Source organism: Shewanella inventionis, assembly GCF_019931735.1.
Classification (GTDB): Bacteria; Pseudomonadota; Gammaproteobacteria; order Enterobacterales; family Shewanellaceae; genus Shewanella; species Shewanella inventionis.
In genome coordinates this window covers 4,345,306-4,358,903 of the sequence record NZ_CP082926.1, presented here as the reverse complement: position 1 = coordinate 4,358,903, position 13,598 = coordinate 4,345,306, and the positions used below count along the sequence as shown (strand labels likewise).

The 13,598-nt window shown below is 42.6% G+C and carries 15 protein-coding genes; 3 read left to right on the top strand and 12 right to left on the bottom strand.

Annotation, left to right across the window (positions count from 1 at the left end; all coding sequences use genetic code 11):
* Positions 1-35: 35 nt before the first annotated feature.
* Positions 36-1,319 carry an arsenic transporter gene (locus K8B83_RS19575; RefSeq protein ID WP_188739384.1) on the bottom strand — a complete coding sequence of 428 codons (1,284 nt, stop codon included), beginning with the start codon at positions 1,317-1,319 and terminating at the stop codon, positions 36-38.
* Between the two features lie 381 nt (positions 1,320-1,700).
* Between K8B83_RS19575 and K8B83_RS19570 the strand changes: the two genes are divergently transcribed.
* From K8B83_RS19570 to rimI, 3 genes are all read left to right on the top strand, one after another.
* Entirely contained in the window at positions 1,701-2,699 is a 999-nt protein-coding gene (locus tag K8B83_RS19570; protein ID WP_188739385.1) for a permease, read from the top strand.
* Between the two features lie 106 nt (positions 2,700-2,805).
* Complete coding sequence (locus K8B83_RS19565; protein WP_188739386.1) at positions 2,806-3,177, top strand: DNA polymerase III subunit psi; 372 nt, start codon at positions 2,806-2,808, stop codon at positions 3,175-3,177.
* The gene (rimI, locus tag K8B83_RS19560) at positions 3,164-3,619 is read left to right on the top strand and encodes a ribosomal protein S18-alanine N-acetyltransferase (protein ID WP_188739387.1); all 456 of its coding nucleotides are present in this window, start codon (positions 3,164-3,166) and stop codon (positions 3,617-3,619) included. Before K8B83_RS19565 ends, rimI begins: the two co-directional genes overlap by 14 nt.
* Before the next feature lie 73 nt (positions 3,620-3,692).
* Here the strand turns inward: rimI and lipA are convergent, their stop codons facing one another.
* The 11 genes from lipA to nadD all read right to left on the bottom strand — a co-directional run bounded on the left by lipA (position 3,693) and on the right by nadD (position 13,586).
* The gene (gene lipA, locus K8B83_RS19555; protein WP_188739388.1) at positions 3,693-4,658 is read right to left on the bottom strand and encodes a lipoyl synthase; all 966 of its coding nucleotides are present in this window, start codon (positions 4,656-4,658) and stop codon (positions 3,693-3,695) included.
* Positions 4,658-5,308, bottom strand: coding sequence for a lipoyl(octanoyl) transferase LipB (gene lipB / locus K8B83_RS19550; protein ID WP_188739389.1), 651 nt, complete (start codon positions 5,306-5,308; stop codon positions 4,658-4,660). The genes lipA and lipB overlap by 1 nt, the downstream gene beginning before the upstream one ends.
* 83 nt (positions 5,309-5,391) lie before the next feature.
* A complete protein-coding gene (gene ybeD / locus K8B83_RS19545) occupies positions 5,392-5,658 on the bottom strand; it encodes a DUF493 family protein YbeD (RefSeq protein WP_188739390.1) in 267 nt (88 codons plus the stop codon).
* Positions 5,659-5,793: 135 nt separating this feature from the next.
* A complete protein-coding gene (locus K8B83_RS19540) occupies positions 5,794-7,005 on the bottom strand; it encodes a serine hydrolase (RefSeq protein ID WP_188739391.1) in 1,212 nt (403 codons plus the stop codon).
* Positions 7,006-7,134: 129 nt separating this feature from the next.
* Positions 7,135-7,947, bottom strand: coding sequence for a septal ring lytic transglycosylase RlpA family protein (locus K8B83_RS19535; RefSeq protein ID WP_188739488.1), 813 nt, complete (start codon positions 7,945-7,947; stop codon positions 7,135-7,137).
* 16 nt (positions 7,948-7,963) lie between these two features.
* Positions 7,964-8,959 carry a lytic murein transglycosylase B gene (gene mltB / locus K8B83_RS19530; protein ID WP_188739392.1) on the bottom strand — a complete coding sequence of 332 codons (996 nt, stop codon included), beginning with the start codon at positions 8,957-8,959 and terminating at the stop codon, positions 7,964-7,966.
* A 12-nt stretch (positions 8,960-8,971) separates the two neighbouring features.
* Complete coding sequence (gene rodA, locus K8B83_RS19525; protein ID WP_373284914.1) at positions 8,972-10,093, bottom strand: rod shape-determining protein RodA; 1,122 nt, start codon at positions 10,091-10,093, stop codon at positions 8,972-8,974.
* Positions 10,075-11,931 carry a penicillin-binding protein 2 gene (gene mrdA / locus K8B83_RS19520; protein ID WP_188739394.1) on the bottom strand — a complete coding sequence of 619 codons (1,857 nt, stop codon included), beginning with the start codon at positions 11,929-11,931 and terminating at the stop codon, positions 10,075-10,077. Before mrdA ends, rodA begins: the two co-directional genes overlap by 19 nt.
* 127 nt (positions 11,932-12,058) lie before the next feature.
* Positions 12,059-12,529 (bottom strand): 23S rRNA (pseudouridine(1915)-N(3))-methyltransferase RlmH, encoded by a 471-nt coding sequence (gene rlmH, locus K8B83_RS19515; RefSeq protein ID WP_188739395.1) that lies wholly within the window; start codon positions 12,527-12,529, stop codon positions 12,059-12,061.
* On the bottom strand, positions 12,529-12,858 hold the full coding sequence (rsfS, locus tag K8B83_RS19510) for a ribosome silencing factor (RefSeq protein ID WP_188739396.1): 330 nt from the start codon (positions 12,856-12,858) through the stop codon (positions 12,529-12,531). Before rsfS ends, rlmH begins: the two co-directional genes overlap by 1 nt.
* 101 nt (positions 12,859-12,959) lie before the next feature.
* Entirely contained in the window at positions 12,960-13,586 is a 627-nt protein-coding gene (gene nadD / locus K8B83_RS19505; protein ID WP_188739397.1) for a nicotinate-nucleotide adenylyltransferase, read from the bottom strand.
* Between the last annotated feature and the right edge of the window lie 12 nt (positions 13,587-13,598).

Sequence of the window (13,598 nt, the reverse complement as noted above, 5' to 3'; positions counted from 1 at the left end):
GGCACTAAAACTGATTTTAGTGCCTGTTACCAGCGTTACATAGAGAGGCGCAGTGCAAGTGCTGCAAGCGTGACAAATAACACGGGTAAGGTCATTACAATACCGACTTTGAAATAGTATCCCCAGGTGATTTTAATGTCTTTTTTAGCCAAAACATGCAGCCATAACAAGGTGGCTAAACTACCGATTGGTGTGATTTTAGGGCCCAAATCGCTGCCGATGATATTGGCGTAAATCATTGCTTCTTTAATCACGCCAGTGGCATCGCTGCCATCAATAGACAAGGCGCCAACCAGAACAGTTGGCATGTTATTCATTATGGATGATAAAAACGCGACTAAAAAGCCTGTACCCATGGTCGCAACCCAAAGGCCTTGCTGAGCTAAACTATTTAATATGCTAGATAAGTAGTCGGTTAACCCTGCATTACGCAGACCATAAACCACTAAATACATACCAAGCGAAAACACCACAATTTGCCATGGGGCACCACGAATTACTTTGGTGGTGTCGATGATGTGTCCCTTTTTAGCCACAACAAATAAAATTAATGCCCCAACCGCAGCCACTAAACTGACTGGTACTCCAAGTGGTTCTAGGCCAAAAAATCCGACTAACAGCAGCGCTAATACGCCCCAACCGGTTTTAAAGGTGTGTAAATCTTTAATCGCCTCTTTGGGTTGGCGCAGCTTTTGTACGTCATAAGTGGCAGGAATATCTTTACGGAAAAACCAATGTAACATGATTAATGTGGCAATAATGGCTGCTATATCAACAGGAACCATAACCGCGGCATACTGATTAAACCCAATATCAAAAAAGTCAGCTGACACGATATTAACCAAATTAGAAACAATTAGGGGTAGGCTTGCGGTGTCTGCGATAAAGCCTGCTGCCATGACAAAGGCTAGCGTTGCCCCTTTGCTAAAGCCTAATGCTAATAACATTGCGATGACGATAGGGGTTAATATTAGTGCGGCCCCATCATTGGCAAACAACGCTGACACGCTCGCGCCCAATAGCACAATATAGCTAAACAATAACCGCCCACGACCGTGGCCCCATCGTGCAACATGAAGCGCTGCCCATTCGAAAAAGCCTGACTCATCTAATAATAAACTGATGATAATAATCGCGATAAATGCAGCCGTCGCATTCCAAACAATATCCCATACAACGGGGATATCGCCTAAATGCACTACACCTAACATCAAGGCGAGTATTGCCCCTAAAGAGGCACTCCAGCCAATGCCTAAACCCTTAGGCTGCCAAATGACTAACACTATGGTAAGAACAAAAATGGCTCCGGCCAACCACATACAACCTCCAAAAGATAATTTTCGCTGATGTTATTACTCAAATCCCGTTTTATGCTGTTTCTGATTAGATTTAGCAATAAGTGTTGCGAGATATATATGAAATTTCGCATGTACTATACGCTTGAAATTAATAGAGTCAAATGTGATTAATAATGATTATGCTTGGATATGATTTTGTTAATCAGTAACTAGACCCTCGTGAACGTTTATAAATAATCTGATTTGTCTTCTAATGATTAATCTGGTTTTGGTAAGCTGAAAATGATTTCAAAACTTGATCTGTAATATATGAAATTTCATATATAAGACGGATAATGTTATTACCTAATCACTTGTATGCATAAGTGTTTTGATAACAATATGCTTTAAGGCAGTTTCATTATGTTGCAAATTTTTTCTGATTTGGCAACGTGGTTAACGTTTACAGTCTTTAATTTAGACCCAACTACCAAGCTTGCCGATGCGGTTCATTTCTTTATTGAAGATACTACTAAGATTTTTGCACTGCTTGTGTTGATGATTTACGTCATCGCACTGGTTAGAGCCTCGCTGAATGTTGAACGTGTGAGAGACTATTTAGCCGGCAAAAATCGATTTGTCGGCTATTTTATGGGTTCGTTTTTTGGCTCTGTCACTCCTTTTTGTTCTTGTTCGAGTATTCCTGTGTTTTTAGGCTTCACCTCAGCTGGGATCCCGGTTGGGATCACTATGGCTTTTTTGATTACCTCACCACTGATCAACGAAGTGGCTATTTTGTTACTTATTAGCCTGCTTGGTTGGAAGTTTACCGTTATTTATGTGGTTGTGGGGATGTCGATTGGCATATTAGCCGGGGCATTTTTAGATGCCATTCACGCAGAACGTTGGCTGCAATCTTTCGCGGCTAAAGCGTTAGAGAGGGGCCAGGCAAAAACGAATGATAATCTGCCTAACCAAACCCCATCTACCTCACTGACACTAGCTGAGCTCCATCAATTTGCCAAAGATGAGATGCTCGAAATATTTGCTAGGGTTTGGAAATGGGTCATTATTGGGGTAGGGCTTGGCGCTGCACTCCATGGATTTGTGCCTGATGGCTGGATTGAAACCCATTTAGGTCATGGTCAATGGTGGTCTGTGCCAGCAGCGGTATTGGTGGGTATTCCGTTATATTCCAATGCCACAGGAGTTATTCCTATCATGGAGAGCCTTATTATTAATGGCCTACCCATTGGCACCACCTTGGCGTTCTGTATGGCTACGGTTGCTGCAAGCTTTCCAGAATTCATTTTACTTAAGCAGGTAATGCAATGGCGTTTACTGATGATAGTTTTTAGTATTTTATTGATTTCATTTACCTTAGTTGGGTGGATATTCAATATCATTAGTCCCATGTTATAGCGGCTAAAAATGCAGTTCAGAGTAAATGCATGTGGTAGCTCTCTTTTTACCCTAACACTTAGCTGCTATGCTTAGCGATGAATTAAATGCTAACAATGAGAGCCTAATGGACCAATCTGCTTTTTTAGACGCAATGAATATTACGCGGTGGCGTAGTGCTGATAAGCCGATAAAGCCTTACCTTGTATTACATGATCTTGATGCTGATCTTTCTGATGAATCCCTAATCAATGATGTATTACGGTTATTGGGCGTGAAAATTGAAGAATGTGAATTTGATTGCGAAATGGTCAAAGGCCCTCAAGTGGTTTGGGATATGCGTAAAGTGAAAGTGAGACCACGCGTTGCCTGGATAGTGAGCTCCCCCATAAGTGAATTACCTGTTAATCCGCAAGAGAAGCGGCAACTTTGGCAGCAAATAAGCCTGCATCTTGATAAACAACACACGACAGATGGCGGCCATAATGCACAACACTGAAGCTTATCAAATTGTTCATCTAAGCATAGATGACGTGGCAGCGATGGTTGCCGTTGAAAACCAGGCTCACACTCACCCATGGACAGAGGCTGTTATTGCCGATTGTTTTGGGCCTTTGTACCGTATTATTGGCATTAAACAGCAAGGTGAGTTATTGGGGTTTGCGATTGTGCAGCAGATCATTGACGAAGCGACTTTGCTTGATATTTGTGTTGCGCCCGCTAACCAAGGGCAAGGTTTAGGTTTATTACTTATTCGTCACCTTTTAACTGATGCAAAACAGGCTGAGGCTGTTGTGATGATGCTAGAGGTGCGAGAGTCAAATACTGCGGCCAAAAGTTTGTACGAAAAAGTGGGTTTTGCTGAGTCGGGTAGGCGTAAAAACTATTACCAAACAAGTACTGGTAATGAAGATGCAATTTTGATGGATAAAGCCTTATAAGTTTTATTTTTCAGCAAAAAAAACAGCGCTTAATGCGCTGTTTTTATTTGTGTTATTCAAACTCAGTAAGCAGTTATTTTACTTCTTTACCTTGAGCCTGTAAGTCGGCATGGTAACTTGAACGAACTAAAGGTCCGCAAGCTGCATGAGTAAAACCGAGCTCATCAGCGAGTGCTTTTAGCTCATCAAACTCAGCAGGTGGCACGTAGCGCTCAACCGGTAAATGGAATTTAGACGGTTGTAAGTATTGACCAAGGGTAAGCATTTCTACGTTATGAGCTCGTAAGTCTCGCAATACCTGAGCTATCTCTTCGTTGGTTTCACCCAGTCCCATCATTAAGCCCGACTTAGTCGGTACATTTGGGTGGCGCTCTTTAAAGCGTTTTAGTAAGTCTAACGACCACTGATAGTTAGCGCCAGGGCGAGCTTTACGGTAATGCGCTGGTGCTGTTTCAAGATTGTGGTTAAACACATCTGGTGGCTCGGTGGCAAGAATGTCGAGTGCAGCATCAATACGACCACGGAAATCAGGCACTAAAATTTCGATCTTGATTTCTGGGTTTAATAGACGGATTTCGCGGATACAGTCGGCAAAATGTTGCGCGCCACCATCACGTAAGTCATCACGGTCTACAGAGGTGATCACCACGTATTTCAGCTTCATGTCTTTAATGGTTTGCGCGAGCTTTTGTGGCTCTTGTTCATCTGGCTTTAATGGGCGGCCGTGCGCAACGTCGCAAAATGGGCAGCGACGAGTACAAATGGCACCTAAAATCATGAATGTAGCCGTGCCGTGGTTAAAGCATTCAGCAAGGTTAGGGCATGATGCTTCTTCGCAAACTGAGTGCAATCCATTTTTGCGTAAAGCTGATTTGATATCCAAAATACGCTGGTTTGATGCTGGCAGTTTTACGCGTAACCAGTCAGGTTTACGTAACATGGTTTCGCGCTCAGATGGCACCACTTTGACAGGAATACGCGCGACTTTTTCTGCGTCGCGTAGTTTAACACCTGGTTGTAATCTTTCAGGCCTATTCATTATTCTGCTAATCCTTGATGATGTACAAGTTGTTGATAGCCCATAATTTGGCTAAAGGTTTGGATTAATTTTTCGCCGGCTTCTCGAACGGTTTGCGGTCCACCTAAGGCTTTACATTGCACCATTTCTAAACCGGCATAACCACAAGGGTTTATACGTTGGAATGGGGCTAAGTCCATGTCAACATTCAGTGCTAAACCATGGAACGAACAACCTTTACGAATACGAAGCCCTAGGGACGCGACTTTACGTTCGTTAATATACACACCTGGCGCATCGGCTTTTGCATAAGCCTCAATATCATATTGGGCTAACATATCGACGATGCTTTGTTCGATATGATTAACTAGTTGACGTACGCCGAGTTTATTACGTTTGATGTCGATAAGTGGATATACCACTAATTGCCCTGGGCCGTGATAGGTCACTTGACCACCACGATCGACCTGAATAACGGGGATGTTACCTGGGTTGAGAATGTGCTCGCTTTTACCTGCTTGGCCTTGGGTAAATACTGGTGAGTGTTCAACAATCCATAGTTCATCCTGGCTGTCTGCATCTCTTGTGTCAGTATAGTCTTGCATGGCATGCCAAATCGACTCGTAGTCTTGCATGCCTAAATGGCGAATGTGCAAAGTATTTGCTTGCAAGGGCAACGTCTCCCCTAGGTAAATGGTGTGTTTAATTCTTGAGTATTATACTCAAGTTTTACGCAAATGCTGTCTCTTTTGAATTACAGAACGCGTTTAACACCTTCGATAGCGGCAAGATCAATATACGCTTTTTCAATGTGCTCTTTACTGGTCACAGTAATCCGGATTGTGACCGAATAGTAGTTGCCTTTACTCGATGCTTTTACTGTTGGCACGTAGTCACCCGGTGCAAGTTGTTGGGCAACAGCAACAACGCGATCTGCAAGAGTGTCATCGGCATCACCAATCACTTTGAATGGGCATGAGTTCGGAAATTCCATTACTTGGTCAAAAGTGGTATCTAACATTGGCTACTCAATTTGGTTGGTTATCTGTTTAATATGGTGGCGATTATACCCGATTCAAGCCTGATAAGGCTGAAAAAATTAAAGCCGCATAAATGCGGCTTTAATTGGTTGATTCAAATTAGTTTATTAGACTAATTATTCAAACCAGCTCGAAAACATTTGTTTGAAGTAGTCCATCAATTGGCTAAACCAACTGCCTTCTTCTACAGCATTTAACGTAACAAGTGGGTATTGAGCAATGTCTTGACCATCAAGCTGGAAATACACGCGGCCTACTGTTTCGCCTTTTGCTAATGGTGCGGTTAATTCTTTTGTGAGCTCAAAGTTGGCTTGTAAATCTTTAGCTTTACCACGATTTATGGTGATAGGGGTGTCTGTCATTACACCTAGATCAACGGTTTCTCTGTCACCATACCAAATCTTTTGAGTAATAAAAGTATCACCCGCTTTGTATGGGGTAATGGTTTCAAAAAAGCGGAAACCATAGTTAAGCAATTTTTTACTTTCAGCTTTTCGGGCAGACTCGCTTGTAGTACCCATAACCACAGTAATTAAGCGCATACCTTCGCTTGTGCCAGAGGCTACTAAGTTGTAACCCGCACCTGATGTGTGACCCGTTTTAATCCCGTCAACATTTAAACTTTTATCCCACAATAAGCCGTTGCGGTTGTACTGTTTGATACCGTTGTAAGTAAATGACTTTTCAGAATATACGCGGTACTCATCAGGCACGTCACGGATGAGTGCAGCCCCTAATAATGCCATGTCGTATGCAGTGGTTTTGTGGTTTTCTGAATCGAGTCCGTGCGAATTTTCAAAATAACTGTCTTTCATGCCCAACTGTTTGGCCCATGAATTCATTAAATCAACAAACGCACCTTCAGTTCCTGCGATGTGCTCTGCCATTGCCACACAAGCATCATTACCTGATTGAATGACAATACCGCGGTTTAAGTCGTGTACTTTTACTGTTTTGCCGACTTCAATAAACATTTTTGAAGAGTCTGGGAAGTTTTTAGACCAGGCATTTTTGGTGATGGTGACATCATCTTCTAATGAAATATTACCTTCACGAATTTCATGACCAATAACATAGCTAGTCATCATTTTCGTTAAGCTTGCAGGGTTTAGACTTTCGTAGGCGTTTTCTTCAGCGATAACTCGGCCTGAATGATAATCCATTAGTACATAAGCTTTTGCGGCAACACTCGGCGCATCAGGTGTTACCATTGGGGCGCGATTAGGTGTTGGACGAGGGTCTGGCTGTGGCGTTGCTGCAAGCGAAGAAAAAGACACTACAGATGCAAATAGCATTGAAGTGAGTTGAGCGGTCTTGTTAGTCATCATGAATTAGGTACGTCTCTAGTTAGTCGAAGAAAAGACAAAAAAGCCATTTTAATAATTGTTAATGATTATACATGAGTAGACAATCATTTCGCATTAAGGTTCTTTCATTCAATGCAAATCATTAACGTGTTAAGGCACAATAAAACTTTGCGGGTAGCCGTCGGATTGCAATTTATCGAGCAACTTATTGGTTAGGTGAATTTGCTTAATTGGTCCAAGTTGTAATCTGTGTAAACCATTAGCGGAACTAACCCGGTAAGGCACGCCATATTTTGTCTCTAACTGTTTTGCAAGCATGTTTATGCGCAACTTATCTTTAGACGCAGCCACTTGGATAAAGTGATTTTCGTTGTCTTTTAGGTCGCTAATGACTCGCTGTGTTGGTGAAGGTACATATATTGTTTCTATTTCAACTCTAGCAGTGCCTTTGGCTAGCATGCCTAGGTGGTATGCCCCAGCGTAAGACAGGTCAATAACCCGGCCTTCATGAAATGGACCTCTATCATTTACTCGCACAATAATTTGCTTGTTGTTGTCTAAGTTAGTGACTTTTACATAGCTTGGTAGGGGTAAGTTTTTATGCGCCGCTGACATGGTGTACATGTCATAGGTTTCGCCATTTGAGGTTAAGTGGCCATGAAACTTTGAGCCATACCAAGAGGCATGGCCTCGCTCTTTGAAGCCTTTTCCGCTATCTAAAACCTTGTAGTGTTTACCAAGCACTGTGTAATCACGGTTACCTTGGCGGCTGTAAGGTTCATATTTGGGCTGTGCGTTCTTAACTAAGCTAACGTCTGGTGCGTCATCGGGATAGCGGTCGTTTTCCATTTGATAACGGCTTTTGTTAGCCGGTTTATTAACGACATTATTAGTGTCATTAGACGAGCAACTAATTAAAAATCCACTGCAAAAAAGCACAAGTAGAATATGGCGAATAGACATTGGCATGCTGATTTACCTAGCGTTGATAGTGAGCATTAAGTTGCTGGCTAAACTGATAAACCGCCATGGCATAAAGTGGGCTTCTGTTATAGCGAGTAATGACATAAAAGTTTTTAAGACCTAACCAATATTCAGCATTATCGGGTTGCTCTAGCTTAACTAGTAATGCTTTTTGAGAGGCATCAATATCTTGGTTAGTCGCTAAACTCAGCGTGGGGCTTAGGATATCCGATACCTTGTAGTGAAGTTTTTCTTTGGTCCACACTTTGGCCTTGGGGGCTTGAGTTGATGTGTGGTTTAACAACAATGCGACAGGTTGGCCTTTTTGCCACCCGTGTTGATGAAAATAATTGGCTACACTGCCAATCGCATCAGCTTTGCTTGTTAATAGATCTCTTCTACCATCGCCATCAAAATCAACGGCATAATGACGGTAGCTTGATGGGATAAACTGACCATAGCCCATTGCTCCGGCATAAGAGCCTTTGAGTGTGCTGTTGTCGAGTTGTTCTTCTTTAATTAACGACATTAAATTAGCGTACTCACTTCTAAAAAACGTCGCTCTTGGCGGATAATAAAATCCTAAAGTATACAAAGCATCTTGTACTCTGTGGTTACCCATGTAGCCACCATAAAAGGTTTCAATCCCGATAATGGCGACAATTATTTGTGGGTCGACGTTAAATTTTTCAGCCGCTTTGTTGATGACAGCGTGGTTTTCTTTCCAGAAGGCTAAGCCTTTTTCTAAGCGTTTATCGGTTAGAAAAATGGGGTAATACTGATGCCAGGGCTTGGCTTCCCAAGGCTTGGTTATAGCATCGATGATGCTTTGATCAAATGTCGATGTTGCTAAAAATTGTTCTACTTCAGCTTGCTGAACACCTTTACTGATTTGCTCTTTGATAAACGCGGTTTTCAGTGCTTCAGGATCACTGTTAGTGGCAGCATTAGCATGAAAAAGCACACTGCAAAGCAATGTCAGGCTGGCGATTTGTAATGTTATTTTAGCCATTGAACTCTATTCCTATCTGTCGACAAATCGTCTATGTGTTTGAATGCTCATTAAAATACCAAACCCTGTCATTAAGGTTAACATGGAGGTGCCTCCGTAGCTAATCAGTGGGAGTGGGACGCCAACGACCGGTAGAATACCCGATACCATACCAATATTAACAAAAACGTATACAAAAAAGGTTAAGGTAATACTGCCGGCTAATAACCGAGCAAAACTGGTTTGTGCTTGTGAGGCGATAATTAAGCCGCGGCCAATGACAAATAAATACATCGACAGCAGTAATAAGCTCCCAATCAATCCAAATTCTTCGCCGATCACCGCAAAAATAAAGTCGGTATGACGCTCTGGCAAAAACTCCAATTGCGACTGCGTGCCGTTGAGCCAACCTTTGCCCCATACTCCACCTGAGCCAATACCAATTTTTGATTGGATAATATGATAACCTGCGCCGAGTGGATCTTGTTCTGGATTAAATAAGGTTAATACCCTTGTGCGTTGATAATCGTGCATTAAGAAAAACCACAATATGGGCAGAAACAACAGTACTGCGGCGACGGCGCCACCCACAATAATCCAGCTCATTCCCGACATAAACAATACAAACACGCCTGATGCGGCAACCAATATCGAGGTGCCTAAATCAGGTTGTTTGGCGATGAGTAACGTGGGGATCAATAAAATCACGACGCCGCCAGCAAGATAGCGTTTTTTAGGGGGGAGGGGGAATTTGCTGATGTACCAGGCCATGGTGATTGGAAAGGCCAGCTTGATTAACTCTGAAGGTTGAAACTCCATAAAGCCTAAGTTTAACCAGCGTTGCGCGCCTTTATTGATGGTGCCAAATAATTCAACGCCAAGTAGTAACACCACCCCAGCTAAATAAATAGGTAAAGCCCAGCGTCGTAATATTTCTGGGTTAATTTGAGCAAAACAAAACATTACACCGAGCGATAATGTCATACGCACCAATTGGCGCTCCATCATGGCTGGGTCTTCACCACTGGCTGAATAAATCACAAATAAACCGAATAGCATGATCACTAAAATGCCACAAAGTAGCGGCAGATCTATGTGTATTTTTTGCCAAAATGACTGTTGATGTGGATGATTATTCAAGGTTTGATTGCCCATTCGTCACGTAAAATGTACTCATCGAGTAATGCCCTTGCTAATGGCCCAGCGTTTGCGCCACCCCATCCCGCATTTTCTAACACCACTGCTAACACAATGCGTGGGTTTTCGTATGGGGCATAAGCAATAATTAAGGCGTTATCTCGTAAGTGCTCTGCAATTTTATCCGCGTCGTATTTTTGATCTTTAGCAACACTAAAGACCTGGGCTGTACCGGTTTTCATGGCTGCGGTGTAAGTGGCATCGGTAAAGCGAGATTTGTCTGCAGTTTGACGCATTGCTTCATTGATAATGTCCCAATTACGAGGGTTTTTTAGCTCAATGGGTGGCAGCTCATCAACCGGAGTGTCAATTTTAACGGTATTGTTTTTAAATGACTTTAATAAGTGCGGAGTAAAGCGCTTACCTTTATTAGCCATAATGGCCGCGGCGTTAGCCAGTTGCAATGGTGTGGTTGTCCAATAGCCTTGACCAATACCCACTGAAATGGTGTCGCCATTATACCAAGGCTGGTTATATCGCATACGTTTCCAGTCTCGTGAAGGCATTACACCTTCGGACTCTTCAAAAATATCAATCCCGGTACTTTTACCAAATCCAAATGGTTCCATAAATGTCGCCATTTTATCGATACCGACTTTGTACACTAAGTCGTAGAAATAAATATCGCACGAGTCGACAATGGCATGATAGATGTCTACCCAGCCATGGCCCCATTTTTTCCAGTCGCGCCATTTACGTTCAACACCAGGCATTTGCCAGTAGCCAGGATCCCATACTCTGGTGCGTTCGTTGATGATTCTTTCTTCTAACCCTAGTAATGCCACATGCGGTTTGACGGTTGATGCAGGTGAATATTGGCCTTGTGTAGAGCGATTGATTAACGGGCGAGATTTGTCATTTAATAAGTCTGAATAGGCTTTTGCACTAATACCATGCACAAATTGGTTTGGATCGTACGATGGGCTTGAGACCATAGCTAAAACGCCGCCATCACGAGGGTCTAATGCCACTACAGAACCTCGACGACCGGCTAATAACTCCATTGCCTTTTGTTGTAGTTTTAAGTCTAACGTTAAGTAAATGTCTTGCCCTGGGAGTGGTGGCGTTACTTTTAAGGTGCGAATAACACGGCCACGGTTATTTACTTCTTCTTCGAGGTGCCCCGGAATACCGTGCAGTAAGCCCTCATAGTATTTTTCAATGCCTTGCTTACCAATGTCTTTCGTGGCGGCGTAATTTTTCCATTGCTGACTTTTTTCGAGCTGCGCTTTGTCACGTGTGTTAATTTTACCCACATACCCAAGAACATGAGTCATGAGTTCATTGTAAGGGTAATGGCGTTTTAAGCCCGCTTCGACATAAAGTCCGGGAAATTTATGCTGGTTTACGCTGAAGGTGGCAACTTGTTCTTCAGTGAGTTTATTTTTGATGGTTAACGGCTTAAAGCGTCGATGAAATTTAAGCAATTCGGTGATGTTTTCACGTTCTTCAGGCGTTAATGCGATCAGTGTGTTTAGCTCATCGAGAGTGGCATTGATGTCGCTCACTTTCTCTGGAATGAGTTCAAGTGAATAATAAGGCTGATTTTCTGCCAATAAGACACCGTGGCGGTCGTAAATTAAGCCACGACTTGGTGCAGTAGGGACAACTCGGATCCGATTGTCATTTGAGCGTGTTTCATAGTCTTTATAAGACACAACTTGTAAATGATATAGATTGGAAAATAGCACGCAAAGCAGAACAAATACGCAAATAAACGTAAACAATGCACGGCGTTTAAATAGCGCTGCTTCTGCGGCGTGATCATGCATGGTAATGCGCTTTTTTGGCGGCACTTATGCTATCCCCGTCGTTATCAAATAGAAAGTTGAATAAAAAAAATCACTGTATCAGCTGGCGAATATGAAAAAAAGGGTTACATGATAATCATTACCAATAAGCTTAATTATCGATGACACTGAATTATTCTCTGTGATACGGATGGTTGTTGTTAATGCTCCAGGCACGATATAGGCTTTCGGCAACAATAACCCTAACCAATGGGTGAGGTAAGGTGAGTGCTGATAAACACCAGCTTTGGTTGGCCGCCTCTTTACAAGCAGGTGAGAGTCCTTCTGGGCCACCAATGAGTAAGCTGACATCTCTTCCGTCTAATTGCCACTTTGTCATTTGCTCGGCAAGATCTGGTGTTGTCCAGTTTTTGCCGGGTAAATCTAAACTGACAATATGATTCCCTTTGGCTACCGCCGCTAGCATTAATTCGCCTTCTTTTTGTAAAATTCGGGCTATGTCAGCATTTTTTCCGCGTTTTCCCGCAGGGATTTCGACAAGTTCCAAGGCCATATCTCGGGGAAAACGGCGTTGATATTCTTCGAAACCTCGGGTAACCCAGTCAGGCATTTTGGTGCCAACGGCAATAAGTTGTAACTTCATTAGGCGCTATGTTCAGACCATAGTTTTTCAAGCTCGTAGTAATCACGAGTTTGTTCTTGCATCACATGCAAAATAACTGAACCTAAATCAACCAATACCCATTCGCTGCTGTCACGGCCTTCAACACCTAAAGGCTGCTCGCCAGCTTCTTTAGCTGACACAATGACGTGCTCTGCGATTGAACGAACGTGAGTTTTTGATGTACCAGTACAGATGATCATGGTGTCTGTAATGGTTGACTGCTTAGTCACATCTAAAACAGTGATGTTTTTTGCTTTTAAATCATCGATTTTATCGATGACGAAATCTTTTAGCTCGGTGCCTTGCACGCGAAGTACCTCATTAGTAAAAATTAACGGAGTATTATACTCAAATTCGCTGCAAATGCGCAATTAAGCTTATTTAATCCGAGTTAAATTTATCTTTTGAGTTAGCGGTACAAATGATGCTGTTCAATATAGTTACGTGTACTGGGGTGCAACACAGATTGCAAGTCAGTATGTTGATGTAATCGCTGGCGTATTTCGGTTGATGAAATATCAATGAGCTGACTGTTCACACTGAATATTTTACCGTGCTTAATTTGATGATTATCGTTAATAGATGCGTGTCTAAATAACAGCTGTTTGGCCATTTCGCTGTGCTCTTCGAGTTTCCAGCCTGGGCGCTGACACAGGGCGATGTGGCATAATGAAAACAGTGACTGCCATTGATACCAAAGTGGTAACTGGATAAAAGAGTCCATACCCATAATAAAAAAGAATTCATGCTCAGGATATTGCTGTGTGAGTAATGTTAGCGTTGTTACACTATAGGATGGAGTATCGCGCTTAATTTCGATATCGCATAGTTGAAAGTCACTGTAATGTTGGCACACAAGTTTGACCATCTCAATACGATGGAAACTGCTCACCATGGTGGTATTTTTATGCGGAGGAATGTGGTTTGGCATTAGCCAAATTTGATCTAGGTTAAGCTGTTGTTTGACGTCTAAAGCCGGATTGATGTGTCCTAGGTGGATGGGATCAAATGTGCCACCTAATATTCCAATGCGCATGTGAAGTCCTTG